Below are 24,763 nucleotides of genomic sequence, written 5' to 3' on the forward strand. Positions count from 1 at the left end.
GAAACAACTTTGCGCCGATGATAGTGCTGCAACCAGTGTGAAAGTAGGTTATCGTCAGGCTTGTTATACGCAGTAGAAAAAAACCCCGCCAGAAATGGTCGGGGTTTTTTTTCGTCTGGTGGTTTCACGCCACCCAATCAAAAGACGAAAAAAAGCCCTGCGCTGCGCGCAGGGCTTCGTCGTTTCAAGCAGCAGATCAGAAGTGGTAAGCCACTTTGATCACGCCGTAGTTCACGCCGCTGTTCGGTTTCTTGTAGCCGCCATTCGAAAAGTGCTGGATCTTGGCGCTGACTTCCCATTTGTTGTCGAATACATAGCCGATGCCGGCATGGTCGCCAAACTGGAAGTGGGTCGACAGGCGGTCGTCGTCGTTGTCATACAGCTTCGACAGCATGTGCACGCCGATGCCCGCTTCCGCATAGAAGCCCAGTTTATTCGTGTTTTCAAAGCGGAAGACGGGCGTGAAGCCCAGGTCCCACAGCCTTTGATGCTGGCCTGGGACATTGCGATAGCTCTTGCCATCCCAGCCGCCGATGCTCGCATCCCAGTAACCGCTCAGCTGGGTGCCGTTCGATACAAACCAGGCCTTGTCCCAGTTCGAGGTGACGCCGGCGCGCACCATCTGGATTTTCACGCCCTTGGCATATTCGCCATACACGGAGTCGATCAGCTTGTCATCAGCGGCAAAGCTGGAAGTGGCAGCCATCAGCGCGGCAGCGGCCGCGACACAGGTGAGGAGATTCTTCTTGAAGAACATAGAGGCTTTCATCGTAAAATTGGCCGTTAGGCTTGTCTTGTTTGCACAGGCATGCGTCTTGCTGCCGTTTTCGCCACTCGATATTCAGAGGTTCAATTGACATTCTCTACAAAAATCGCATTTCTCGGTACTGGCCTGATGGGGGATCCAATGGTCCGGCGCCTGCTGCAGGCTGGTTATTCTGTCACAGTTTGGAATCGCACGCACAGCAAGGCCCAGCTATTGCGCGCGGCTGGGGCCGATGCACCTGAATCGCTGCTGGATGCCGTCGCTGGCGCGCAGGTCGTGATCTCGATGCTGGAAGCGGGCCCTATCGTCGCGCACGTATTGCGGGACACCTTGCCGGCCTTGGCACCGGCGACGCTATGGGTCGACATGAGTTCCACTAAACAGGCTGAAGCACAGCAATTCCACGCTGCGCTGCAGGCCGCCGGCCACGCATTCATCGATGCGCCGGTCTCGGGTGGCGTGGGTGGCGCGCAGGCCGGCAGCCTGGCCATCATGGCCGGCGGCAGCGCGGAAGATTACGCCAGGGTGGAAGCGATATTAACGGTGATGGGCCGGCCGACCCTGGTGGGCCCTGCCGGCAGCGGCCAGGTCGCCAAGTTGTGCAATCAATTGATCGTCGGCGCCACCCTGAATATCGTGGCGGAAGCGTTGTTGCTGGCCCAGGCCGCTGGCGCCGATGCGGCGGCCGTGCGCATGGCGATACGCGGTGGTTTTGCCGAAAGCCGCATCCTGGAGGTGCATGGGCAGCGCATGCTGGAACGTAATTTCGTTGCCGGCGGCCAGGTGAAAAGCCAGGTCAAGGACATGCACAATATCCTGGCGGCGGCCGAGGCGGCCGATATCACGCTGCCGCTAACCGAGCTGGTGACGCGGCGCTACGAGTCCATCGCCGAGAGCCATGCGACGGCCGACCACGCCGCCGCCCTGCTGGCCCTGGAAGCCATCAATCCTGGCCAGCGGCTGGGGAATGGCCCGGATCAACTCAGCTGACGAAATTCAAGCGAGCGGCAAGCTGGTTTCGGCCAGCTTGACCCAGAAACTGGCGCCGATCGGCAGCAGGTTGTCATTGAAGTCATAACTGCCATTGTGCAGCACGCAAGGGCCCAGGCCGTGGCCGCCATCGCGGTGGTCGCCATCACCATTGCCGATAAAGATGTAGCAGCCGGCTTTTTCCTGCAGGAAGAACGAGAAATCCTCGGCGCCCATGGTGGGCTCGACGTTGTCATTGACCTGGTCGGCGCCCACCACCTGTTTCATCACCTCCACGGCAAACGCGGTTTCCCTGGCGTGGTTGACCAGCGGCGGATAGTTGCGCTTGAAATTGAAGTCGACTTCGGCGCCAAAGGCGGCGGCCGTATGCACGGCGATGTCGCGCATGCGCTCTTCGATCAGGTCGAGCACTGGCGTGGTAAAGGTGCGCACGGTGCCGATCAGGCTGGCGTCGTCGGGGATCACATTGGTGGCGCTGCCGGCATGGATCTGCGTGATCGACAGCACGGCCGTATCGAGCGGGCTCTTGTTGCGGGTAATCACGGTTTGCCAGCTTTGGGCGATCTGCACCGCCACCATCACCGGGTCGATACCCTTGTGGGGCTGGGCCGCGTGCGCGCCCTTGCCTTTCACGGTGACGTGAAATTCATTGCTCGATGCCATCATTGGCCCGGCCACCACGCTCAGCGTGCCCGCCGCCGCGCCTGGCCAGTTGTGCATGCCGTAAATGGCTTCCATCGGGAATTGCGTGAACAGGCCGTCGGCGATCATTTCGCGCGCGCCTGCGCCGCCTTCTTCGGCCGGCTGGAAGATCACATACACGGTGCCGTCGAAATGGCGGTTGTGCGCCAGATGATGGGCGGCGCCCAGCAGCATGGCCGTGTGGCCGTCGTGGCCGCAGGCGTGCATCTTGCCGGGGTGGCGCGATGCATGTTCAAAAGTATTCATTTCCTGCATCGGCAGGGCGTCCATGTCGGCGCGGATGCCGATGGCGCGGTTCGAGGTGCCGTTCCGGATAATGCCGACCACGCCGGTGCGGCCCAGGCCGCGCACGACTGGGATGCCCCATTCAGCCAGCTTGGCGGCGACCACGTCGGAGGTGCGCTGTTCTTCGTAGCATAATTCCGGATGGGCGTGCAGATCGCGGCGGATACGTCGCAGCTCGGATTGAAACGCCAAGATGGGTTCAACTAGTTTCATCGTATTCTCCTGTAGATGCAGGCGCGCATCAGTGTACGGCACGCCGGGACGGGCACGTTTGATCGAAAACATGCGCGGGGTTGGGACCATTGTAGCCCGTGTCCAGCTTGTAAATCCAGCGCACAGCTTGCTACCGGGGCGCCTGCTGGCTTACAGTATCGGCTTTCCCTGACGCTTTCTGGATTGCACCATGACCACCACACAAGTGCGCGCGACCTGCCCGCTCGATTGCCCCGATACCTGCGCCTTGCTGGTGACGGTGACCGACGGGGTAGCCACCGCAGTCAAGGGCGATCCCGACCATCCGACCACGGCCGGCGTGCTGTGCACCAAGGTATCGCGCTTTACGGAACGCACCTATCATGCGGACCGGCTGCTGCATCCGCTGCGCCGGGTGGGCAAAAAGGGTGAAGGCAAGTTCGAACGCATCAGCTGGGACGAGGCGCTGGACAGTATCGCCGCGCGCCTGGCACCGATCGCGGCACGCAATCCACAGGCCATTTTGCCTTACAGCTATTGCGGCACCATGGGCCTGGTGCAGGGCGAATCGATGTCGTCGCGCTTTTTCAACCAGCTGGGCGCCTCCCTGCTGGACCGCACCATCTGCGCCTCGGCCGGCGCCACCGGCTACCGGTATACAGTGGGCGCCAGCATCGGCACCGACATGGAACAGTTTCAGCATGCAAAGCTGATCATTATCTGGGGCGGCAATCCGATTGCGTCGAACCTGCATTTCTGGATGCGGGCCCAGGAAGCCAAGCGCAACGGCGCGACGCTGATCGCGATCGACCCCTATCGTTCGCTGACGGCCGAGAAATGCCACCAGCATATTGCCCTGCTGCCCGGCACCGATGCGGCGCTGGCCCTGGGGCTGATGCATGTGCTGATCGCGGAAGACCTGGTCGACCACGACTATATCGACAACCATACCCTAGGCTACGAGCAACTGAAACAGCGCGCGCTGGAATGGACGCCCGAACGCACGGCCGAGGTATGCGGCATCAGCGTGAGCGAAGTGGTGGACTTGGCGCGCCTGTACGGCCAGACCTGCCGCAGCGGTGACGGCGTGGCGATCCGTGCCAACTACGGCGTGCAGCGGGTGCGCGGTGGCGGCATGGCGGTGCGCAATATCGCCTGCCTGCCGGCGCTGACGGGCGCCTGGCGCCACGCGGCCGGCGGCATGCAGCTGTCGAGTTCGGGTTCTTTCCCGGTCAACCGCAAGGCGCTGCAGCGGCCCGATCTGATGAAGGGCACGCCGCGCACCATCAACATGAGCACCATCGGCGACGATCTGCTGAAAGCAAGCTCGCCCGGGTTCGGCCCGCAGGTGGAAGCCGTGATCGTCTACAACTCGAATCCGCTGGCGGTGGCGCCCGAGTCGTCAAAAGTGGCGCAGGGTTTTGCGCGCGAGGATTTGTTCACGGTGGTGCTGGAACACTTCCAGACCGATACGGTCGACTACGCCGATATCGTGTTGCCGGCCACCACCCAGCTCGAACACGTCGATGCCCATTCGACCTATGGCCACCTGTACATGATGGCGAACAATGCCGCCGTGGCGCCGCTGGGCGAAGCCAAGGCCAATACGGAAATTTTCCGCCTGCTGGCGCAGCGCATGGGTTTTGACGACCCTTGCTTCCAGGACAGCGACGACGCGCTGGCGGCACAGGCGTTTGACGCCACCGATGCGCGCGCCGTGCATTTCGACTGGGAATCGCTGAAGCGGACCGGCTGGCAAAAGCTGGCGGTGCCCGAGGCGCCGTTTGCCCACGGCGGTTTCCCCACGCCGTCAGGAAAATGCGAGTTTTATTCGCAGGCCATGCTGGACGCCGGTCTCGATCCGTTGCCCGCGTATATTGCGCCGTATGAATCGCCGGCCAGCAATCCCGCCCTGGCGGCGCGTTTTCCGCTGGCGATGATCTCGCCGCCGGCGCGCAATTTTCTCAACTCCACGTTTGTGAACGTGAAAAGCCTGCGTGCGGCCGAAGGCGAGCCGCACCTGGACATGCATCCCGAGGACTGTGCCGCGCGCGGTATCGCGGCTGGCGACATGGTGCGCATCTTCAATGACCGCGGCAGTTTCGTGGCGAAGGCGCGCGTGACGGACAAGGCGCGGCGCGGCCTGGTGGTGGGGCTGTCGGTGTGGTGGAAAAAGCTGGCCAGCGACGGCAAGAACGCCAATGAAGTGACCAGCCAGCGCCTGACCGACATGGGCCGCGCGCCGACCTTCTACGATACGCTGGTCGAAGTGGAAAAGGCCGCCTGACATGGCGCGCCTGCCCACCACCGCAGTGCTGGGCATGTGCTTGCTGCTGGGCGGCTGCACGCAGCTGCGCTACTACACGCAAGCGGCGCAGGGGCAATATTCGCTGTGGTCGTCCGCGCGCCCGATCGATGCTTGGCTGAACGACCCGATCACCGAGCCGCGCCTGAAAGCGCGCCTGCAGAAGGCGCGGCAGATACGCCAGTTTGCCGTGACCGAACTGGGCCTGCCCGACAACGGCAGCTATAAAACCTATGCTGCCGTGCAACGCCCCTTCGTGCTGTGGAATGTGGTCGCCACGCCGGAACTGTCCCTGCAACCGCTGCAATGGTGCTTTCCGATCGCCGGCTGCGTCACCTACCGCGGCTATTACGACAAGGACGAGGCGCAAGCCTATGCCGACCAGTTGCGTGCCCAGCACTACGATGTGCAGGTTGGGGGCGTGCCCGCCTATTCCACCCTGGGCTGGTTCGACGATCCGCTGCTGTCGACTTTTATCAACTACAACGACGCCGAACTGGCGCGCATGATCTTTCATGAGCTGGCGCACCAGGTGGTGTATGTGCCCGGTGACTCGGCCTTCAACGAATCGTTTGCCGTCGCCGTGGAAGAGGCCGGCGTGCAGCGCTGGCTGGCGCATGACGGCAATCAGGCGATGCAGGTGGCTTATCTGCAATATACAAACCGGCGCCACGATTTCTTGACCCTGCTGCGCAAATACCGCGCGCAACTCGATCTGCTGTACCGGAGCGGCGCCAGCGATGCGGACAAGCGCGTGCGCAAGGCGCTGGTGTTTGCGGCGCTGCAAGATGAGTACCAGGTATTGAAGCAGCACTGGGGTGGTTATGCCGGTTATGACCGCTGGTTCGAGCAGCCTTTGAGCAATGCCCACCTCGCTTCGGTCGCGACCTACGATCAATTTTTGCCAGCCTTCAAAAAATTGCTGGAAGAAAAAAAGAACTTTCGTGCTTTTTATGCTGCAGTGCACACAATGTCTCTGCTGGACCAGTCCGAGCGTCGCCAGCGTCTGCAGCACAGCCTGCCCCTTGAGCCTTAAAGATTGTCAGGTTTGCCAAGCTGCCAGTTCCTGCAACGCTGTATTTTCTATGCTGCATTGCAGCACAAAATACCCCTGGAGTTCCTGTTCTAATCCTGCTGAAAGCGCTTGCATGGAAGCCGTGCGCCCGATAGCATCGCGTTAGTAGCATGGAGCAATTGCTCTTCAGAATGCTCATCATGACTGCAGGACAACGTATCCGCAGCAGTAATCAGCGCCGGTCCAAGCACCCCGGCTCCCCCGTGATTATTCGAGACAAGAGGCACAGCATGGAAAAAATTTGGCTGAAGTCGTATCCGCCCGGCGTACCCGCCGACATCGATCCCGATAAATATCGTTCGCTGGTGCACTTGCTCGAAGAAGCGTTTACAAAATATGCGGATCGCAATGCCTATGTCTGCATGGACAAATTTTTGACCTATGCCGAACTCGATACCTATTCGCGCCAGCTGGGCGCCTTTCTGCAAAGCCGGGGCCTGAAAAAGGGCGCCAGGGTGGCGCTGATGATGCCCAATGTGCTGCAGTATCCGGTGGCGATCGCAGCCGTGCTGCGTGCCGGCTACACGGTGGTCAATGTCAATCCGCTGTACACGCCGCGCGAGCTGGAACACCAGCTCAACGACTCGGGCAGCGAAGCGATCATCGTGCTGGAAAACTTTGCCCATACGCTGGAGCAAGTGCTGGGCAAGACTGCCGTGAAACATGTCATCGTCGCCAGCATGGGCGAGATGCTCGGTGGCCTGAAGGGCGCCATCGTCAATTTCGTGGTGCGCAATGTCAAGAAGATGGTGCCGGCGTTTTCGCTGCCGAACGCCATGCGCTTCAAGAGCGCGCTGTCGCTCGGCAGCCGCATGAAACTCACGCCGGTCGAACTGCATATCAACGAGCCAGCTTTCCTGCAATATACGGGCGGCACCACCGGCGTGTCGAAAGGCGCCACGCTCAGCCACCGCAATGTGATCGCCAATGTGCTGCAATCGGAAGCGTGGTCGTCGGCCGCGCTGGACCCGGACAACAAGGAGCAGATGACCATCGTGTGCGCCTTGCCGCTGTACCATATCTTTGCGCTGACGGCCTGCGCGTTGTGGGGCACGCGCGTCGGCGGCCTGAATATCCTGGTGCCGAACCCGCGCGATATCCCCGGCCTGATCAAGGAGCTGGGCAAGTACAAATTCAACCTGCTGCCAGCGGTCAACACTTTATACAATGCTCTGGTGAATCACCCGGACTTCGCGCGGCTCGATTTTTCCGGTTTGAAGATCGCCAATGGCGGCGGCATGGCGGTGCAGAAATCGGTCAACGACAAGTGGCAGCAGGTGACGGGCGTGTCGATTATCGAAGGCTATGGCCTGTCGGAAACGTCCCCGGTCGCCACCTGCAACCGCGCCGACAGCACGGTGTTTTCCGGCACCATCGGCCTGCCGATTCCGTCGACCGAGATTGCCATTCTCGACGACGATGGCAAGGAAGTGGCGCTGGGCCAGACCGGCGAAATCGCCATCCGCGGCCCGCAGGTGATGAGCGGCTACTGGAACCGGCCCGACGAGACGGCCAAGGTGATGACGGCCGACGGCTATTTCAAATCGGGCGACGTGGGCATCATGGACGAACGCGGCTTCGTCAGAATCGTCGACCGCAAAAAGGACATGATCCTGGTGTCCGGTTTCAATGTATATCCGAACGAGCTCGAAGGCGTGATCGCGGCCCACCCGGGCGTGCTCGAATGCGCGTGCGTGGGCGTGCCAGACGAGCATTCGGGCGAGGCCGTGAAAGTGTTTGTGGTGCGCAAGGACCCGAACCTGACGGTGGAGACCCTGATGGCGTATTGCAAGGAACAATTCACGGGCTACAAGCGGCCGAAATTCATTGAATTCAGGGATGAACTGCCGAAGACCAACGTCGGCAAGATTTTGCGCCGCGCCCTGCGCGACGAACAAAAAGTATCGGCTTAAAACACCGGGAGGCGCCAGGGCGGCGCGTCCCTTTACAGATAAAGATGAGGCAAGATGGACAAGATTTGGTTGAAGTCGTACCCGGACAGCGTGCCGCACGAGATCGATTGCACGCAATACCGTTCCGTGACGCATTTGCTGGAAGAGTCGTTCCAGAAATATGCGGATCGCAATGCTTTCGTGTGCATGGATAAATTCCTCACCTATCGCGAACTGGACAAATTGTCGCTGCAGATGGGCGCCTGGCTGCAAAGCAAGGGGCTGTCGCCTGGCGCGCGCGTGGCCATCATGCTGCCGAACGTGCTGCAGTATCCGGTGGCAATGGCGGCGATCCTGCGTGCCGGCTATACGGTGGTGAACGTCAACCCGCTGTACACGCCGCGCGAATTGCAGCACCAGCTGGTCGACTCGGGCAGCGAAGCGATCATCGTGCTGGAAAATTTCGCCACCACGGTCGAACAGGTGCTGGCGCATACCCAAGTGAAACACGTGATCGTCGCCACCATGGGCGACTTGCTCGGTGGCCTGAAAGGCACCATCGTCAATTTCGTGGTGCGTAAAATCAAGAAGATGGTGCCGGCCTTTCATCTGCCGGGCGCCATCGGCTTCAACAAGATGCTGGCCGAAGGCGCGCGCCTGAAGCTCAAACCCGTGCAGCAGGGCCATGACGATATCGTTTTCCTGCAATACACGGGCGGCACCACGGGCGTGTCGAAAGGCGCGATGCTGCTGCACCGTAACGTGATCGCCAATGTGCTGCAAAACGAGGCCTGGATTGCGCCGGTGATGACGAAAGAGATGCGCGCCACCTCGATGGGTTTCGTGTGCGCCTTGCCGCTGTACCATATCTATTCGCTGACGGTCAGCGCGCTGATGGGCATGCGCTTGGGCGGGCTGAACGTGCTGGTGCCGAACCCGCGCGACATTCCCGGTTTTGTGAAGGAACTGGCCAAGTACAAGATCGTCGTCTTCCCGGCCGTTAATACCTTGTATAACGCCTTGCTCAACAATGAAGAATTCGCCAAGCTCGATTTCTCCAGCTACAAAGTGTGCAATGGCGGCGGCATGGCCCTACAGCGCAATGTGGCCGAACGCTGGCTGAAAGTGACCGGTTGCCCGCTGATCGAAGGCTATGGCATGTCGGAAACCTCGCCGGTGGTCACCGGCAACCGCGTCGACATCACCGAATTCACGGGCACCATCGGCATGCCGATTCCGTCGACCGATGTCACCATCATCGACGACGATGGCGTGGAAGTGCCGCTGGGCCAGCCTGGCGAGATCGCCGTGAAAGGCCCGCAAGTGATGGCCGGCTACTGGCAGCGCCCCGATGAAACGGCGAAATCGATGACGGCCGACGGCTATTTCAAGACCGGCGACGTCGGCATCATGGATGAGCGCGGCTATGTGCGCATCGTCGACCGCAAGAAGGACATGATCATCGTCTCGGGCTTCAATGTGTATCCGAACGAAGTGGAAGACGTGGTCGCGTCCTGCCCCGGTGTACTGGAGTGTGCCTGCATCGGCGTGCCGGATGGTAACTCGGGCGAAGCCGTGAAAGTGTTTGTGGTGCGCAAGGATCCGAACCTGACGGTGGAGCAGATCCGCGAACACTGCAAGCATGAACTGACGGCGTATAAAAAGCCGAAATACATCGAGTTCCGCGACGAATTGCCGAAGACGAATGTCGGCAAGATCTTGCGCCGTCAGTTGCGTGACGAAAAAAAGGTGGCTTAAGCAGCCGCCGACATGGCCGTGCCCGCCGCCAGATTTGGCCTGGCGGGCAGGCCAAAGCAGGGACGCAGCCAGTGCACCTTGCTGATGACCAGCGAGGTGAGTCCCCAGCAGATCGCCACCGTGCCCGCCAGGATCAAGATGGGTTCGATCACCGGCCCCAGCTTCAAGGGCACCAGCCAGTAGGCCAGCAGCACGATCGCGCTCTGGTGCAGGATATACCAGGGATAGACGGCTTGGCGCGCCCACGGCAACCAGGTAAATGGGCGGTTCAGCAAGGTATGCGACCAGCCCAGGATGGCGCAGATGGCCAGCCACATGTACAGATTGCGCATCGGCCAGGAGCCGCTTGACGCCCAGGTCAGCAGGTCTTCCGAATACACCAGGTCAAAGCCGAGATACACGGCAAACGCGCACGGTGCCATCAGCAGCGCGTGCCAGCGCAGCCGCGCCAGTTCCTGCCACACTCCCTTGTCATTGCCCAGCCACCAGCCATAGACGAACATGGTGAAATAGATGGCGTGCGCGTACCAGTCTTTTACCAATGCATGGGTTTCCGGATAGCGCAATTTCAGGAAGACGGTGGCCGCCAGCGCCGGCAGGGCGGGCAGCACCAGCAGGCGCCAGCCGCGCAAGCCCGTGAACAGCGGCCTCATCTTGATCAGCAGCGGTTGCAACGCCACCAGCACCATGGTGTACAGCAGCAGGTAGACCAGGTACCACAGGTGGTTCCAGGTAAAACTGGTTTTCCAGCCCGTAAAGGCGCCGGCCGGCCAGGCGTGGTGGCCAAAATAATCAAGCAGGAACTGGCCGTAGCCGGGCGTCACCAGGCCATTGCTGACGCCTTCGCAGTAGGGCTGCACGGGAATCACGACCAGCACGCCGAATGCCAATGGCAGCAACAATCGCTGCACCCGGCGCCACAGGAAAGCGCCGCGCGAGGTTTGCGTCATCATGGCGCACGACACGCCGGAAATGATAAACACGATTTCCATGCGCCAGCGGTTGATAAAGACCATCGGAAAGTGCAGGGTCTCCGTCAGGTAGCTGCTCTTCATATGGAAGTCGGCACCCGCCAGGTACAGCATGGCCGTGTGGTAGACAATCAGCAGGCTGAAGACCAGAAAACGCAGGGCGTCGATATCGTGACGGCGGGATGGCAGCGACATGGTTGGTGGCTCATGGTGATGGGATGAGCCAGCATAGGCAGCGTGGCCCGGGCCAACCAGCAAAAAGTGATGAATCGAAGGCTGCTTGTGACCAGTGGCGAACCCGGGACGGCCGGTGGATCGTACAATCAGGCAACTAATTTTATGTCTGCCACCATGAGCGTGTCTTCCACCGAGTTATTGCAACGCTATCAGCGCTGGCGCCGGATCGCCGAGCCGGGTTTCTGGATCGTCCTGTCTCTGCTGCAAACCTCGCTCAACTGCTGGATCAGCTGGCTCGATCGCGTACGCACCGGCGTTGACACGCCGTTCTGGGAAGTGGCTGTATGGGAATGGAGCAGCAACCTGGTCTTGCTGGCGCTGGTGCCCGCCGTTATCTTCGCCAGCCAGATGCGGCCGCTGCAGCTGGTATTCCGGCGTCAGAACCTGCGCTGGCACCTGGCGGCGTCCATCGTCTACAGCCTGGTGCATGTGCTGGCGATGGTGGCCTTGCGCAAACTGGTGTACTGGAGCCAGGGCGGCGACTACGATTTCGGCGCTTGGTGGCAAGAATTCCCGTATGAATATATCAAGGATGTGCGCACTTACTTTTCGATTTTGTTGTTTGTCGCCTTTTACCAGTTGTTGCTGCGGCGCTGGCAGGGCGAGGCCACCTTGCTCGGCGAACCGGACGAAGGGCTGGCGGTGGAGCCGGTGGAGCAACCCGAGCGGTTTTTGGTGCGCAAGCTGGGCAAGGATTTTTTGTTGCCGGCGGCGGAGATCGAATGGATACAGGCCTGGGGCAATTATGTGAACCTGCATGTGCGCGGCCACGACTATCCGCTGCGCTCGACCATGGCCGCCATCGAACGACGGCTGGACGGCAAACGTTTTGTGCGCGTGCACCGCAGTTACATCGTCAATCTGGACTTTGTGCAGAGCATCGTGCCGCTCGAGTCGGGCGATGCGCGCGCCATGCTGACGACGGGCGGCGAGGTGGCCGTCAGCCGGCGCTACCGCGAAGCGCTGAAGCAAGTCTCGATGGCCTGATCAGCTTTCCTGCAAGCCGGCCTTGCCGTCCCTGACGGTAAAACTGGCCAGCGTGGCGATGCGGGACGCGCTGTCGCGCACATTGTCCAGGCTCTGGAAGCAGGTGGTGGTTTTCGTCGGCGTGAGTTCCATCAGCATATAGCCGCGCTTGTCGCTGCGGCCGTAGCGGATATGCGGATTCATCGCCACGTAGTCGTCGGTGCGCGACTGCGGGCGCGAACTGGACGTGATCGAGGTGCCGCAAAACTCGGTGGCCAGCAGCGGATTGGCGCGCGAGACGGGCCGCATGGCGTCACGGCTCAGCTCGGTCGCATAGAAAGTATGCACGTCCCCGGACAGCACCAGCGGATTGCGTGCGCCGCTGGCCTGCAGGGTATCGAGCAACTGCTGGCGCGCCATCGGATAGCCATCCCAGCCGTCGGTCCAGATCCGTTCGTCGCCGGGTCGCGTGATCGGCACCTGGCTCGATTGCGCCATCAGGGTTTGCTGGGCCAGGATATTCCAGCGCGCCGGCGATTTTTCCAGCCCCTCCTGCAGCCACCGTTCCTGCGCGGAACCCAGCATGGTACGGTCCGGCTTCATCAAATCGGGGCAGTTGCGCGTGGTGACGGAATTCGAGCCGCCCCGGTTCGGTTTCGGACAGGCGTGGTTGGCGCGGTACTGGCGATCGTCGAGTACATGAAAGCGCGCCAGGCGGCCCCAGTCGTAACGCTGGTAGATGCGCATGTCGACAAAGCCGCGCCGGCCCAGCGGCAGCAGGCGCAGCGGCATATGTTCATAAAAGGCCTGGTAGGCGGCCGCGCGGCGCTGCAAGAAGGTGGTGGTCAGCAACTCGTCGCGTTCGTTGCCGTAATCGTTGGCCACTTCATGGTCGTCCCAAGTGACGATCCACGGCGCCACCAGGTGGGCGCCCTGCAGGTCCGCATCGCTTTTATATTGTGCATAGCGGGCGCGGTACTGCTCCAGGGTAAAACTTTCGTCGCGCCGCACGGCCCGCTGCGGGTGCTGCAGCTGGTAGGCACCCCACTCATAGATATAGTCGCCCAGAAACGCGATCAGGTCGGGCGCGGCCGCGGCGATATGCCGGTGCGCCGCATAGCTGCCGAATTCCCAGTGCTGGCAGGAGGCCACCGCCAGTTTCAATGAGGCCGGCATGGAAGAGGGCGCAGGTGCGGTGCGGGTGCGTCCGACAGGGCTGATGGCGTCGCCAAAGATAAAGCGGTACCAGTACCAGCGTCCGGGTGCCAGGCCCGTGACATCGACATGCACGCTGTGCGCCAGTTCCGGCGTGGCCACCGCTTGGCCCTTGGCGACGATGCGGCGAAAACCTTCGTCGTCGGCCACTTCCCAGCGCACGCTCAAGGCGATGGCCGGCGTGGCGCCAGCTTGCAGCGGATCGTAGTTGATGCGGGTCCAGAGTACCACCGCGTCGGGCAGCGGCGAGCCGGAGGCGACGCCGAGCGCAAACGGATAGCCGGCGCCATTCAGGCGGGTGGCGGCGCTGGCGCCGGAGCCGGCCAGGGAACCGGCGGTGGCCGTCAGCGCGGCGAGGCGTGCAGCGCTGGCGAGAAAAATGCGGCGCTGGCTATCCATTGAATTGCTTATTGCGACAGCAAGGTTTCAATCGGCGGCACCTGGCGCGGCTTGCGGTCGGAATCGGTGGCCACATAGATCAGGGTCGCTTCCGTGACCTTCACGATGCACGCTTGCAGGCGGTTGCGCTCGGCGTAGACTTCCACGTTGACGGTGATCGAGGTATTGCCGACCTTGACGATCTCGGCATAAAAAGACAGCAGATCGCCGACGAACACGGGATTTTTGAAGACGAAGGAATTGACGGCAATGGTCGCGACACGGCCGTTGGCGCGCCGCGTGGCCGGCAGCGAGCCGGCGATATCGACTTGCGACATGATCCAGCCGCCGAACACGTCGCCGTAGACATTGGCGTCCGAAGGCGCGGGCATCATGCGCAGTTCGGGCATTTTTCCGGCGGGCAGGCCGGAGGCGAGGCAGTTGTCGGGGCGGGCGGGGGAGGTGCTCATCGTTTATTCTCATGAAAGGCTACAATTGTCCCGATTGAACCATAAAAAGCCGACTTTCGCCATGCGCCGCTCCCAGACTACCCCCCCACCTCGCCCGCCAGCCGCCGCCAGCCGCAGCGATTTTGCCACCCTGAAAACGCTGTTGCCCTACCTGTGGGTCTACAAATGGCGCGTGCTGCTGGCGCTGCTGTGCCTGGTGGGCGCCAAGCTGGCCAATGTGGGCGTGCCGCTGATCCTGAAAAAACTGGTCGACGCCATGACCATCACGGCGGCCCATCCGCAGGCGCTGCTGGTGCTGCCGGTCGCCCTGCTGGTGGCCTATGGCTTGCTGCGCGTGTCGACCACCCTGTTTACCGAATTGCGCGAATTTTTATTCGCCCGCGTCACGCAGCGCGCCGTACGCACGATTGCGCTGCAGGTATTTCGCCACCTGCATGCGCTGTCCCTGCGTTTCCATTTGAACCGCCAGACGGGCGGCATGACGCGCGATATCGAACGCGGCACGCGCAGCGTCGGTTCGCTGATTTCCTACACCCTGTTCAATATCCTGCCGACCCTGGTGGAAATTACCCTGGTGCTGGTCTATCTGGTGCTGCATTACGACATCTGGTTTTCCATCATCACGGCGGTGGCGCTGGTGTCGTATATCGCGTTTACGGTGCTGGTGACGAACTGGCGCACGCACTTCCGCCGTACCATGAACGACCTCGATTCGAAGGCCAATACGAAAGCCATCGATTCGCTGATCAACTATGAAACCGTGAAGTATTTCGGCAACGAAGACTACGAGGCGCGCCGCTATGACGAGGGCTTGCAGCGCTATGAATCGGCGGCCGTCAAGTCGCAAACCTCGCTGTCACTGCTGAATACGGGCCAGTCGCTGATCATCGCCACCGCCGTCACCTTGATCCTGTGGCGCGCCACGGTGGGCGTGATCGCCGGCACCATGACCCTGGGCGACCTGGTGCTGGTCAATGCCTTCATGATCCAGCTGTATATTCCGCTTAATTTCCTGGGCGTGATCTACCGCGAAATCAAGCAAAGCCTGGCCGACATGGAGCGGCTGTTTTCGCTGCTCGACGAGAACCGCGAAATCGCCGATACGCCCGACGCAAAACCGCTGGCCACGCAGGGCGCATCCGTGCGCTTTGCCCATGTCGATTTCAGCTACGAGGCCAAGCGCCAGATCCTGTTTGACGTCGACTTCCAGATCGCCGCCGGCACCACCACGGCGGTGGTCGGTCACAGCGGTTCGGGCAAGTCGACCCTCTCGCGTTTGCTGTTCCGTTTCTATGAAGTCAACGGCGGCGCCATCACCATCGATGGCCAGGATTTACGGGCCATCACCCAGGACAGCCTGCGCGCGGCGATCGGCATCGTGCCGCAGGATACGGTGCTGTTCAACGACACCATCGAATACAACATCGCCTACGGCAAGCCGGGCGCCAGCAAGCAGGCCATCGTGGCGGCGGCCAAGGCGGCCTCGATCCACGACTTTATCGAAAGCCTGCCGGACGGCTACGCGTCGATGGTGGGCGAGCGCGGCCTGAAACTGTCGGGCGGCGAAAAGCAGCGCGTGGCGATTGCCCGCACCTTGCTGAAAGACCCGGCGATTCTGATCTTCGACGAGGCCACCTCGGCGCTCGACTCGAAAGCGGAGCAGGCGATCCAGGCGCAGCTGAAAGACATCGCGAAAAACCGTACGACGCTGGTGATCGCGCACCGTTTGTCGACCGTGGCCGATGCGCAGCAGATCCTGGTGCTGGACCATGGCCGCATCGTCGAACGGGGCACGCACCCGCAGCTGCTGGCTGCTGACGGCCTGTATGCGCAGATGTGGCAACGCCAGCAGGCCGGCCAGCTCGAGGAAGAGGACGCCGAGTCGCAAGGCGAGCCCGGTGAATTGAGCCTGGCCAAATAAGTGCGTCGCCGGAAAACAGTAGGATAAATGCTACAGCGACGGCACTTCGCTGGTGCGCGGCATCCCTATTCCGGTGAAACTGACTGTCAATCGAAGAAAAGGGCTGGTATGGCACTGAAAATGAAATAAAATTAATCCATTGGTGGCGTCTGCACCCCAGTTGTTTCGTCCAGGCCTGGCCTGGTTTGTCCGCTCAGGAGAATCCATGAAATTGACCAAAATTATCGCCACACTGCTCAGCGTCGGTGTCATCAGCAGCATGTCGCCAGCCCAGGCCCAGGAATTGACGGGTACCTTGGCCAAAATCAAAAAAGCCGGCTCCGTCACGCTCGGCGTGCGCGACGGCTCGGTGCCCTTTTCCTATCTGGATGACAAGCAGCAATACCAGGGGTATTCCATCGACCTGTGCATGAAGGTCGTCACCGCCCTGCAAAAACACCTGGGCTTGAGCGAACTGAAAGTGGTGATGAGCCCTGTCACTTCGGCCAACCGCATCCCGCTGATGGCCAACGGCACCATCGACCTCGAATGCGGTTCGACCACCAACAACCTGGAACGCCAGCAGCAGGTGGCATTCGCGCCGACCATGTTCGTGATCGCCAACCGCGTGCTGGCCAAGAAATCGTCGAACATCAAGAGCCTGGAAGACTTGCGCGGCAAGACCCTGGTCGCCACCGCCGGCACCTCGACCGTCAAGCAGATGACGATTCTGAACAAGGAAAAAAACTTGGGCATGAATATCGCGATTGCCAAGGACCATCCTGAATCGTTCCTGATGCTGGAAACCGGGCGCGCCGTGGCCGAAGCCAACGACGATATCCTGCTCGCTTCGCAAGTGGCCAATTCGAAGAATCCGAACGACTACGAAATCACCAAGGAAGCGCTGTCGGTCGAACCGTACGGCATCATGATGCGCAAGGGCGACCCGGCCTTCAAGAAAGTGGTCGACGATGCACTGACGCGTTTGTACAAGAGCGACGACATCAACCGCATTTATGCGAAATGGTTTACCTCGAATATTCCGCCTAAAAACATCAACCTGAATTTCCCGATGCCGCCGCAACTGAAGGCGGTCTTCGCGAAGCCGACCGACTCGGGCGACCCGGCGGCCTACGCGGCCGTGCCGGAAGCGCAGAAGACGTCGGACAAAAAGAAAAAATAACAGGACTGCGTGAAAAACCGGGAGGCGCAAGCCTCCCGTTTCATTTGCGTGCGGCGGCCAGCACTGGCCGCCGTTTGATGGCTGCATGGGAAGGATGAACATGAATTACAACTGGAATTGGCGCATCTTCTGGGAGACCTCTCCCGATGGTGTCGGCACGTACATGGACACCTTGTGGTCCGGCCTGACCTGGACCCTGGCGACCGCCGGCGCGGCCTGGATCATGGCCCTGATACTGGGCCTGGTGATCGGCACCATACGCACGCTGCCCAACAAATGGCTGGTCGGCGTGGCCAACGCCTATGTCGAATTGTTCCGCAACGTGCCGCTGCTGGTGCAGATGTTCCTGTGGTATTTCGTGATGCCGGAACTGCTGCCGGCCGACCTGGGCACCTGGGTCAAGTCGCTGCCGAACGCGCCCTTCGTCACGGCCGTGCTGTGCCTGGGATTTTTCACCTCGTCGCGGGTGGCGGTGCAGGTCACGACCGGTATCGAAGCGCTGCCGCGCGGGCAAAAGCTGGCCGGCACGGCGCTGGGATTGACCCTGCCGCAAACCTACCGTTTCATCTTGCTGCCGATGGCCGCGCGCGTGATCATGCCGCCGCTGACCAGTGAATTTTTGAATATCATCAAGAACAGTTCCGTGGCTTTGACCATCGGCCTGGTCGAACTGACGGCCAGCGCGCGCGCCATCCAGGAGTTCTCGTTCCAGGTGTTCGAAGCGTTTTCGGCCGCCACCATCATCTATATCGCCGTCAACCTGCTGGTGGTGATCCTGATGGCGCTGATCGAGAAAAAGATCAGGATACCCGGCTTCATTGTCGCCGGTTCCAAGTCGGGAGGACACTGACATGTTCGGTAATTTCGACTTCGATGTCATCTCGCGTTCTTGGGTCTATCTGTTCCAGGTTGGCATGCTGTTTACCCTGAAACTGACGGCACTGGCGATGGTCGGCGGCATCGTGCTGGGCACCTTGCTGGCGCTGATGCGCTTGTCCAGCAACCGCATTCTGTCGGGCGTGGCGTCGAGCTACGTCAACCTGATCCGCTCGATCCCGCTGGTGCTGGTGATCTTCTGGTTCTACTTCCTGGTGCCGTATATCGCGGCCTGGATCATCGGCGCCGAGGAGCCGGTGAAGGTGGGCGCGTTCTCGTCGGCCCTGATCACCTTCATCATGTTCGAAGCCGCCTATTACTGCGAGATCATGCGCAGCGGCATACAGTCGATTCCGCGCGGCCAGGTCTGGGCCGGCCAGGCGCTGGGCATGAATTATTACCAGACCATGGCCAATATCGTGCTGCCGCAGGCGTTCCGCAACATGATCCCGGTGCTGCTGACGCAAACCATCGTGCTGTTCCAGGACGTGTCGCTGGTGTACGTGCTGTCGATCCCCGATTTCGTCGGCGCCGCCTCGAAGATCGCCCAGCGCGATGGCCGCCTGGTGGAAATGTATGTGTTCGTGGCCGTCGTGTATTTCGTGCTGTGCTATGCCCTGTCGTTCCTGGTCAAGCGCCTGCAAAAGCGCGTCGCCATCATCCGTTAATCCTGGCAGCCCGGCGCTGACGTCTACAGAAAGAAAATGATGATTGAACTGAAAAATGTAAGCAAATGGTATGGCCAGTTCCAGGTCCTGACCGACTGCAGCACCGAAGTGTCGAAGGGCGACGTGATGGTCATCTGCGGCCCGTCCGGTTCCGGCAAATCGACCCTGATCAAGACCGTCAATGGCCTCGAACCGATACAGCAGGGGCAGATCATGGTCGACAATATCGCCGTCAATGATCCGAAAACCAATCTGTCGAAACTGCGCGCGCGCATCGGCATGGTGTTCCAGAACTTCGAGCTGTTTCCGCATCTGAGCATCCGCGAAAACCTGACCATCGGCCAGATCAAGGTGCTGGGACGCAGCGCCGACGAAGCCAATGCCAAGGGCCTGAAATACCTGGACCGCGTGGGCCTGTTGTCGCAGCAGGACAAGTTCCCCGGCCAGCTGTCGGGCGGCCAGCAGCAGCGCGTGGCGATCGCCCGCGCGCTGGCTATGGATCCGATCGCCATGCTGTTCGACGAGCCGACCTCGGCGCTCGACCCGGAAATGATCAACGAAGTGCTCGACGTGATGGTGGGCCTGGCGCAGGAGGGCATGACGATGATGGTCGTCACGCACGAGATGGGCTTTGCCAAGCGCGTGGCCAACCGCATCGTCTTCATGGACCAGGGCAAGATCATCGAAGACTGCAGCAAGGATGAGTTTTTCACCACCACGCGCTCGGACCGCGCGCGCGATTTCCTGGCGAAAATCATTCATTAAGCTCTGTTTTTTTCCAGCAAAAACGGCCGGCATCCACCGGCCGTTTTTGCGTTAACAGCATGCCTGCGCCTGCTTTGCCGCAAGGCGTGACGGGATAGTCGGCCTACGCTCGATCAGTCCCTCATATTTCTCTTCCCTTTTATACTTATAAAGGTATAATTCATGAAGATCACCCATAAACCCTTGTACTGGGTCGGCGCCACGAAGAAGGAATTGATGGCCTTGCCTGTCGAGATCATTTCGTTCTTTGGCCATGCGCTCGATCTGGCCCAGCGCGGCGACAAGCACGACAGCGCCAAGGTATTGCGTGGCTTTGGCTGCGCCGGTGTACTGGAAATCGTCGAGGACGATGCCGATGGCACCTACCGCGCGGTGTACACGGTGAAATTTGACGAGGCGGTGTTCGTGCTGCATTGCTTCCAGAAAAAGAGCAAGAGCGGCATTGCGACACCGAAGCAAGATATCGAGATCGTGCGGGCGCGCCTGCGCAGCGCACAACAACTGATCGAGGAGTTGCGCCATGAAAAAACGCATCGTTGATGGCATCGAATTCGAGCAATCGAGCGGCAACGTATTTGCCGACCTGGGCCTGCCCGACGCCGACAAACTGCAAATCAAATCCGGCCTGGTGGGCGAAATCAGCAATGCCATCCGCAAGCTCGAACTGACCCAGGAGCAAGCCGCACGCCGCATGGGCATCGTGCAACCGAAAGTATCGGGCATGCTGCGCGGCGACTTTTCCGGCCTGTCCGAGCGCAAGCTGATGGATTGCCTGAACCGCCTGGGCTACGATATCGAGATCCATGTCAGGCCGACCGGCCATCCCGTCGGGCACCTGAAACTGGCCATCGCCCAGGCCGGGTGAGGCAGCCTTGCGGCTGGTAAAATGGCGCCATCCGCAATCACCGCCCGAGAGCTGCCGCCATGTCCACACCCGATCACACCCCGACCACCGTTCCCTCGTCGCTGACCATCACGCGTCCTGACGACTGGCACTTGCACCTGCGCGATGGCGCCGTCATGGCCAGCGTCTTGCCGCACAGCGCACGCCAGTTCGGCCGCGCCATCGTGATGCCGAACCTGAAACCGCCCGTCACCACCACCGCCGACGCCACCGCCTACCGCGAGCGCATCCTGGCCGCCGTGCCGGAAGGCGTGCAGTTCGATCCGCTGATGGTGCTGTACCTGACCAACAACACCTCGCCTGACGAAATCCGCCGCGCGCAGGACAGCGGCATCGTTCAGGCCGTGAAACTGTATCCGGCCGGCGCCACCACCAATTCCGATTTGGGCGTGAGCGACCTGAAAAACTGCTACAAGGTGCTCGAAGTGATGCAGGAAGTGGGCATGCCCTTCCTCGTGCACGGCGAAGTGACCGATCCCGAGATCGATATCTTCGACCGCGAAGCCGTCTTTATCGAACGCGTGATGCGCCCGCTGCGGAGCAGCTTCCCGGCCCTGTCGGTGGTGTTCGAGCACATCACCACCAAGGATGCGGCGCAGTACGTGGCCGAGGCCGAAGGTCCGATCGCCGCCACCATCACCGCCCACCATTTGCTGTACAACCGCAACGAGCTTTTCAAGGGCGGCATCCGTCCCCATTACTACTGCCTGCCGATCCTGAAACGCGAGGAACACCGCCTGGCATTGATGACGGCGGCCGCCAGCGGCGACGAGCGTTTCTTCCTCGGCACCGACTCGGCGCCGCATGCGCAGGGCGCCAAGGAAATGGCCTGTGGCTGTGCGGGCTGCTACACGGCCCTGCACGCGATGGAACTGTATGCCGAAGCGTTCGAACGGGCCGGTGCGCTCGACAAACTGGAAGCGTTCGCCAGCTTCCACGGCCCGGCCTTTTACGGTGTGCCGCGCAATACCGATACCATCACCCTGAAACGCGAAAGCTGGACCTTGCCTGCTTCGCTGCCGCTGGGCGACAGCCACGTGATTCCGCTCAATGCCGGCGAGCAGATCAACTGGAAGATGGTGTAAGCACCGATGCTGCCATCGATAGACTGGACCCGCCCCTGGTATGCCACGGTGCTGCCGGCGCGGGGGCGGCTGGATTTGCAGCGCCACACGGTGATCGAGGCGTTGAACCTGCAGGCGCGCGCGCTGGACTTGCGCAATCCGTCCGGCCTGCCGCTGGGTTTCGTGCCGCAAGCCGACCTGCCCGATGGCGTGGCGTATGAGGAATTCATTGGCGCCACCGGCGGCGTGCCCACGCGCGACAACCTGCACGACTTTTTCAATGCGCTGGTGTGGCTGACCTTCCCGCTGATCAAGCGGCAATTGAATGCCTTGCAGGCGGCGCAGATCGCCCTGTCCGGCGTGGGTAAATCGCGCGGCCCGGCGCGCGATGGCGCGACAATTTTCGATGAAAATTCGGCGCTGCTGGTGCTGCGCGACAGCCAGGCCGGCCACGCGCTGGAGGCTGCCTTGCGCGCGCATGACTGGCAGGGCGTGTTTGTCGAACAGCGCGGCCAGTTTGCTGCCAAAGGCGACGCCGACGTATGGCTGTTCGGCCATGCGCTGATGGAAAAACTGGTGGCGCCCTACAAGGCGATCACGGCGCATACCCGCATCGTGTTTGCCGGCGACGCCTACTTTGCGCTGGACGATATGGCGCGGCGCGCCTGGCTCGATGCAAGGGTGGCGCAGGATTTGGCGCAGCAAGGCTTGAGCACGGCCGATTTCACGCCCTTGCCGGTGCTCGGCATTCCCGGCTGGTGGGCAGGGCAGGACGCGCAGTTTTACGGAGACACGACGGTTTTTCGCCCGAAGCGCAAAGCCGCATGATAATCAACGCGCAGCAGCGCGAAAGGACAGGCATGGAGCAGGTGATACGGTGGGGCATACTCGGTACCGGCAAGATCGCCCAGGCGATGGCGGCGGCCTTGCGCGACGTACCCGGCGCGCAACTGGTGGCGGTGGCCTCGCGCACGCCGGAGAGCGCCGAGCGTTTTGGCGCGCTATGCGATGCGCCGCGCCGCCATGCTTCCTACCAGGCGCTGGCCGATGACGCCGGCGTCGACGTGATCTATATCGCCACGCCGCACACCCTGCATGCGGAAAACGCGTTGATGTGCCTGGCCGCCGGCAAGCATGTGGTGTGCGAAAAGCCGTTCACCATGAACGCGCGCGAAGCCCAAAGCGTGATCGAACTGGCGCGCGAGAAAAAACTGTTTCTGATGGAAGCCATGTGGAGCCGCTTCCTGCCGGCGGTGCAGGAAGCGCGGCGCCTGATCGCCAGCGGAGAGATCGGCACCATGCAGCAGCTGCAGGCCGATATCGGTTTTGTCGCCAATTTCCCGCCCGAGCACCGCTTGCTGAACCCTGCGCTGGGCGGCGGCGCGCTGCTCGATATCGGCATCTATCCGCTGTCGATGGCGGCCTTTTTTCTGGGACCCGTGACGCAGGTGCGGACCCTGGCCGAGATGGGGCCGACTGGCGTCGACGAGCAGGCCGTGTTCAGCCTGCTGCATGAAGGCGGTGGCAGTTCCTCCTGCGCCTGCAGCATGCGCGTCTTGAGCCCGACCGAACTGACGATCACCGGCACCCTGGGCCGCATCCGCCTGCCGGGCCGCTTCTACAAACCGGATCACCTGATTGTCGAGCCGATGGACGGCGAGCGCCGCGTGGTCGATGCCCCGTTTATCGGCAACGGCTACACGCACGAGGCGATGGAAGCGATGCGCTGCATCCGCGCCGGCCTGCCGGAAAGCCCCTTGATGCCGCATGCGGAAACCTTGGCGCTGATGGACGTGCTCGACACCATGCGCGCGCAGGTCGGGCTGGTCTACGACGCCGACCACGCCACGGCGGCCGCATGAACACCGCATCGCGCCCCAGCCTGAAAACGATATTGATCGCCAGCGGCGTCGTGCTGACTCTGGCGATGGGTGTGCGCCACGGCCTGGGCTTCTGGATGCAGCCGATTTCGCAAGCCAATGGCTGGACCCGCGAAACCTATTCCCTGGCGATGGCCCTGCAAAACCTGATGTGGGGCGTGTTCGGGCCGTTCGCCGGCATGGCGGCCGACCGCTTCGGCACCATGCGCGTGGTGATCGTCGGCGCCATCAGCTATATGGCAGGCCTGGTCTGGATGGCGCTGGTGACCGAACCGACCCTGTTCATCGTCGGCTCGGGCGTGTTCATCGGCCTGGCGCTGGCGTGCACCGCGTTTGGCGCCATCAGCGGCATCATCGGGCGCAGCGCGCCGCCCGAACAGCGCTCGTGGGCCTTCGGCATCTCGTCGGCGGCCGGCTCCTTCGGCCAGTTCCTGATGATGCCGATCGAGCAGCAACTCATTTCCGCCATCGGCTGGCAGAACGCGTTTTATGTGCTGGCCGCGCTGGTGGTGGCGGCCATGATACCGATGGCGTTCTACCTGCGCGAGCCGCCCGTTGCCCACGCTGGCGGCGCGCAGCAAAGCGTCGGCGCGGCCTTTCACGAGGCAATCGGCAACCGTTCGTTCTGGCTGCTGCTGGCCGGTTATTTCGTCTGTGGCTTCCAGCTGGTCTTCATCGGCGTGCACTTGCCGGCCTACCTGAAAGACCAGGGCCTGATGAACCCGAATATCGCGGTGACGGCGCTGGCGCTGATCGGCCTGTTCAATATTTTCGGCTCCTACTATGCGGGCAAGCTGGGTGGAAAATTCGCCAAGCGCCATCTGCTGTCGGCGATCTATGTATCGCGCGCGGCCGTCATCGGCCTGTTCCTGCTGGCGCCATTGTCGGCGTGGACGGTGTACCTGTTTGCCGCCGGCATGGGCGTGCTGTGGCTGTCGACCGTGCCGCTGACGAACGGCATTATCGCCGGCATCTTCGGCGTCAAGCACCTGTCGATGCTGGCCGGCATGGTCTTCTTCTCGCACCAGGTGGGCAGCTTCCTCGGCGCCTGGCTCGGCGGTTTCCTGTACGAGCGCATGGGCAATTACAGCGCCGTGTGGATGATCACCATCGGCCTGGGCCTGCTGGCCGCCCTGATCAACCTGCCGATCGACGAACGCGCTGCACGGCGTGCGGTGGCGGCGTGATGAATCGCCGGCACCTCTGGCTATGGCGCTTGGCGGGCGCCGTGGTGCTGGCCCTTGTATTCATGGCCTATCTGCGGCCAGACTTCATGCTCGACCTGGCGAACCGCTTCTGGATGTGTTTGTAGAATACATGC

23 protein-coding genes are annotated in these 24,763 nt (G+C 61.5%); 18 read left to right on the plus strand and 5 right to left on the minus strand.

From position 1 onward, the window contains the following. Positions 1-196 precede the first annotated feature (196 nt). Positions 197-757, minus strand: a complete 561-nt coding sequence (locus ACP7B7_RS25815; protein WP_374694291.1) for an acyloxyacyl hydrolase — start codon at positions 755-757, stop codon at positions 197-199. 51 nt (positions 758-808) lie between these two features. Here ACP7B7_RS25815 and ACP7B7_RS25820 point away from each other — a divergent pair, with 51 nt between their 5' ends. Beyond that, the gene (locus ACP7B7_RS25820) at positions 809-1,756 is read left to right on the plus strand and encodes an NAD(P)-dependent oxidoreductase (protein ID WP_426078581.1); all 948 of its coding nucleotides are present in this window, start codon (positions 809-811) and stop codon (positions 1,754-1,756) included. A gap of 6 nt (positions 1,757-1,762) precedes the next feature. Here ACP7B7_RS25820 and ACP7B7_RS25825 read toward each other — a convergent pair whose 3' ends face one another. Further along, entirely contained in the window at positions 1,763-2,956 is a 1,194-nt protein-coding gene (locus ACP7B7_RS25825; RefSeq protein ID WP_426078582.1) for a M20 aminoacylase family protein, read from the minus strand. Between the two features lie 190 nt (positions 2,957-3,146). Between ACP7B7_RS25825 and ACP7B7_RS25830 the strand changes: the two genes are divergently transcribed. The 4 genes from ACP7B7_RS25830 (at position 3,147) to ACP7B7_RS25845 (ending at position 9,965) form a co-directional block, all read left to right on the plus strand. Then, positions 3,147-5,222, plus strand: a complete 2,076-nt coding sequence (locus ACP7B7_RS25830; protein WP_426078583.1) for a molybdopterin-containing oxidoreductase family protein — start codon at positions 3,147-3,149, stop codon at positions 5,220-5,222. A 1-nt stretch (position 5,223) separates the two neighbouring features. Further along, positions 5,224-6,276: an aminopeptidase gene (locus ACP7B7_RS25835; protein WP_426078584.1), complete on the plus strand. Its 1,053-nt coding sequence runs from the start codon at positions 5,224-5,226 to the stop codon at positions 6,274-6,276. Positions 6,277-6,545: 269 nt separating this feature from the next. Further along, positions 6,546-8,228, plus strand: a complete 1,683-nt coding sequence (locus ACP7B7_RS25840) for a long-chain-fatty-acid--CoA ligase (RefSeq protein ID WP_426078585.1) — start codon at positions 6,546-6,548, stop codon at positions 8,226-8,228. Between the two features lie 54 nt (positions 8,229-8,282). Continuing rightward, on the plus strand, positions 8,283-9,965 hold the full coding sequence (locus ACP7B7_RS25845; RefSeq protein WP_426078586.1) for a long-chain-fatty-acid--CoA ligase: 1,683 nt from the start codon (positions 8,283-8,285) through the stop codon (positions 9,963-9,965). On the opposite strand, the gene ACP7B7_RS25850 is transcribed toward ACP7B7_RS25845, so the two are convergent. Further along, the gene (locus ACP7B7_RS25850) at positions 9,962-11,131 is read right to left on the minus strand and encodes an acyltransferase family protein (RefSeq protein ID WP_426078587.1); all 1,170 of its coding nucleotides are present in this window, start codon (positions 11,129-11,131) and stop codon (positions 9,962-9,964) included. The genes ACP7B7_RS25845 and ACP7B7_RS25850 overlap by 4 nt on opposite strands. A gap of 144 nt (positions 11,132-11,275) precedes the next feature. Between ACP7B7_RS25850 and ACP7B7_RS25855 the strand changes: the two genes are divergently transcribed. Beyond that, positions 11,276-12,160: a LytTR family DNA-binding domain-containing protein gene (locus tag ACP7B7_RS25855; RefSeq protein ID WP_426078588.1), complete on the plus strand. Its 885-nt coding sequence runs from the start codon at positions 11,276-11,278 to the stop codon at positions 12,158-12,160. On the opposite strand, the gene ACP7B7_RS25860 is transcribed toward ACP7B7_RS25855, so the two are convergent. Together ACP7B7_RS25860 and ACP7B7_RS25865 are read right to left on the minus strand one after the other, a co-directional pair. Continuing rightward, positions 12,161-13,753 (minus strand): alkaline phosphatase D family protein, encoded by a 1,593-nt coding sequence (locus ACP7B7_RS25860; protein ID WP_426078589.1) that lies wholly within the window; start codon positions 13,751-13,753, stop codon positions 12,161-12,163. It abuts the gene before it with no gap. An 8-nt stretch (positions 13,754-13,761) separates the two neighbouring features. Continuing rightward, positions 13,762-14,202: an acyl-CoA thioesterase gene (locus ACP7B7_RS25865; RefSeq protein WP_308924013.1), complete on the minus strand. Its 441-nt coding sequence runs from the start codon at positions 14,200-14,202 to the stop codon at positions 13,762-13,764. A gap of 61 nt (positions 14,203-14,263) precedes the next feature. Here ACP7B7_RS25865 and ACP7B7_RS25870 point away from each other — a divergent pair, with 61 nt between their 5' ends. The 12 genes from ACP7B7_RS25870 to ACP7B7_RS25925 all read left to right on the plus strand — a co-directional run bounded on the left by ACP7B7_RS25870 (position 14,264) and on the right by ACP7B7_RS25925 (position 24,754). Beyond that, a complete protein-coding gene (locus tag ACP7B7_RS25870) occupies positions 14,264-16,123 on the plus strand; it encodes an ABCB family ABC transporter ATP-binding protein/permease (protein ID WP_426078590.1) in 1,860 nt (619 codons plus the stop codon). 205 nt (positions 16,124-16,328) lie between these two features. Further along, positions 16,329-17,285 (plus strand): amino acid ABC transporter substrate-binding protein, encoded by a 957-nt coding sequence (locus ACP7B7_RS25875; RefSeq protein ID WP_426078591.1) that lies wholly within the window; start codon positions 16,329-16,331, stop codon positions 17,283-17,285. A 100-nt stretch (positions 17,286-17,385) separates the two neighbouring features. After that, positions 17,386-18,135, plus strand: a complete 750-nt coding sequence (locus ACP7B7_RS25880; protein ID WP_426078592.1) for an amino acid ABC transporter permease — start codon at positions 17,386-17,388, stop codon at positions 18,133-18,135. A gap of 1 nt (position 18,136) precedes the next feature. Further along, positions 18,137-18,829, plus strand: coding sequence for an amino acid ABC transporter permease (locus tag ACP7B7_RS25885; RefSeq protein WP_308924017.1), 693 nt, complete (start codon positions 18,137-18,139; stop codon positions 18,827-18,829). Positions 18,830-18,868: 39 nt separating this feature from the next. Continuing rightward, positions 18,869-19,594 carry an amino acid ABC transporter ATP-binding protein gene (locus ACP7B7_RS25890; protein ID WP_308925662.1) on the plus strand — a complete coding sequence of 242 codons (726 nt, stop codon included), beginning with the start codon at positions 18,869-18,871 and terminating at the stop codon, positions 19,592-19,594. A 162-nt stretch (positions 19,595-19,756) separates the two neighbouring features. Continuing rightward, positions 19,757-20,134 carry a type II toxin-antitoxin system RelE/ParE family toxin gene (locus ACP7B7_RS25895; RefSeq protein WP_426078593.1) on the plus strand — a complete coding sequence of 126 codons (378 nt, stop codon included), beginning with the start codon at positions 19,757-19,759 and terminating at the stop codon, positions 20,132-20,134. Further along, positions 20,115-20,459, plus strand: coding sequence for a helix-turn-helix domain-containing protein (locus ACP7B7_RS25900; RefSeq protein WP_426078594.1), 345 nt, complete (start codon positions 20,115-20,117; stop codon positions 20,457-20,459). Before ACP7B7_RS25895 ends, ACP7B7_RS25900 begins: the two co-directional genes overlap by 20 nt. 59 nt (positions 20,460-20,518) lie before the next feature. Next, positions 20,519-21,583 (plus strand): dihydroorotase, encoded by a 1,065-nt coding sequence (pyrC, locus tag ACP7B7_RS25905; RefSeq protein WP_308924020.1) that lies wholly within the window; start codon positions 20,519-20,521, stop codon positions 21,581-21,583. Positions 21,584-21,589: 6 nt separating this feature from the next. After that, complete coding sequence (locus tag ACP7B7_RS25910) at positions 21,590-22,390, plus strand: DUF3025 domain-containing protein (protein ID WP_426078595.1); 801 nt, start codon at positions 21,590-21,592, stop codon at positions 22,388-22,390. A 32-nt stretch (positions 22,391-22,422) separates the two neighbouring features. Next, a complete protein-coding gene (locus ACP7B7_RS25915; protein WP_426078612.1) occupies positions 22,423-23,424 on the plus strand; it encodes a Gfo/Idh/MocA family protein in 1,002 nt (333 codons plus the stop codon). Continuing rightward, positions 23,421-24,629, plus strand: a complete 1,209-nt coding sequence (locus ACP7B7_RS25920) for an MFS transporter (RefSeq protein ID WP_426078596.1) — start codon at positions 23,421-23,423, stop codon at positions 24,627-24,629. Before ACP7B7_RS25915 ends, ACP7B7_RS25920 begins: the two co-directional genes overlap by 4 nt. Further along, positions 24,629-24,754: a hypothetical protein gene (locus ACP7B7_RS25925; protein ID WP_426078597.1), complete on the plus strand. Its 126-nt coding sequence runs from the start codon at positions 24,629-24,631 to the stop codon at positions 24,752-24,754. Before ACP7B7_RS25920 ends, ACP7B7_RS25925 begins: the two co-directional genes overlap by 1 nt. The last annotated feature ends 9 nt before the right edge of the window (positions 24,755-24,763 follow it).

The sequence above is a fragment of the Janthinobacterium sp. PSPC3-1 genome, assembly GCF_049896105.1.
Taxonomy (GTDB): domain Bacteria; phylum Pseudomonadota; class Gammaproteobacteria; order Burkholderiales; family Burkholderiaceae_D; genus Janthinobacterium.

Coding starts and splice junctions, on each gene's coding strand:
- ACP7B7_RS25815 (WP_374694291.1), bottom strand. CDS start 757: ATGTTCTTCAAGAAGAATCTCCTCACCTGTGTCGCGGCCGCTGCCGCG.
- ACP7B7_RS25820 (WP_426078581.1), top strand. CDS start 809: ATGCGTCTTGCTGCCGTTTTCGCCACTCGATATTCAGAGGTTCAATTG.
- ACP7B7_RS25825 (WP_426078582.1), bottom strand. CDS start 2,956: ATGAAACTAGTTGAACCCATCTTGGCGTTTCAATCCGAGCTGCGACGT.
- ACP7B7_RS25830 (WP_426078583.1), top strand. CDS start 3,147: ATGACCACCACACAAGTGCGCGCGACCTGCCCGCTCGATTGCCCCGAT.
- ACP7B7_RS25835 (WP_426078584.1), top strand. CDS start 5,224: ATGGCGCGCCTGCCCACCACCGCAGTGCTGGGCATGTGCTTGCTGCTG.
- ACP7B7_RS25840 (WP_426078585.1), top strand. CDS start 6,546: ATGGAAAAAATTTGGCTGAAGTCGTATCCGCCCGGCGTACCCGCCGAC.
- ACP7B7_RS25845 (WP_426078586.1), top strand. CDS start 8,283: ATGGACAAGATTTGGTTGAAGTCGTACCCGGACAGCGTGCCGCACGAG.
- ACP7B7_RS25850 (WP_426078587.1), bottom strand. CDS start 11,131: ATGTCGCTGCCATCCCGCCGTCACGATATCGACGCCCTGCGTTTTCTG.
- ACP7B7_RS25855 (WP_426078588.1), top strand. CDS start 11,276: ATGTCTGCCACCATGAGCGTGTCTTCCACCGAGTTATTGCAACGCTAT.
- ACP7B7_RS25860 (WP_426078589.1), bottom strand. CDS start 13,753: ATGGATAGCCAGCGCCGCATTTTTCTCGCCAGCGCTGCACGCCTCGCC.
- ACP7B7_RS25865 (WP_308924013.1), bottom strand. CDS start 14,202: ATGAGCACCTCCCCCGCCCGCCCCGACAACTGCCTCGCCTCCGGCCTG.
- ACP7B7_RS25870 (WP_426078590.1), top strand. CDS start 14,264: ATGCGCCGCTCCCAGACTACCCCCCCACCTCGCCCGCCAGCCGCCGCC.
- ACP7B7_RS25875 (WP_426078591.1), top strand. CDS start 16,329: ATGAAATTGACCAAAATTATCGCCACACTGCTCAGCGTCGGTGTCATC.
- ACP7B7_RS25880 (WP_426078592.1), top strand. CDS start 17,386: ATGAATTACAACTGGAATTGGCGCATCTTCTGGGAGACCTCTCCCGAT.
- ACP7B7_RS25885 (WP_308924017.1), top strand. CDS start 18,137: ATGTTCGGTAATTTCGACTTCGATGTCATCTCGCGTTCTTGGGTCTAT.
- ACP7B7_RS25890 (WP_308925662.1), top strand. CDS start 18,869: ATGATTGAACTGAAAAATGTAAGCAAATGGTATGGCCAGTTCCAGGTC.
- ACP7B7_RS25895 (WP_426078593.1), top strand. CDS start 19,757: ATGAAGATCACCCATAAACCCTTGTACTGGGTCGGCGCCACGAAGAAG.
- ACP7B7_RS25900 (WP_426078594.1), top strand. CDS start 20,115: ATGAAAAAACGCATCGTTGATGGCATCGAATTCGAGCAATCGAGCGGC.
- pyrC (WP_308924020.1), top strand. CDS start 20,519: ATGTCCACACCCGATCACACCCCGACCACCGTTCCCTCGTCGCTGACC.
- ACP7B7_RS25910 (WP_426078595.1), top strand. CDS start 21,590: ATGCTGCCATCGATAGACTGGACCCGCCCCTGGTATGCCACGGTGCTG.
- ACP7B7_RS25915 (WP_426078612.1), top strand. CDS start 22,423: ATGGAGCAGGTGATACGGTGGGGCATACTCGGTACCGGCAAGATCGCC.
- ACP7B7_RS25920 (WP_426078596.1), top strand. CDS start 23,421: ATGAACACCGCATCGCGCCCCAGCCTGAAAACGATATTGATCGCCAGC.
- ACP7B7_RS25925 (WP_426078597.1), top strand. CDS start 24,629: ATGAATCGCCGGCACCTCTGGCTATGGCGCTTGGCGGGCGCCGTGGTG.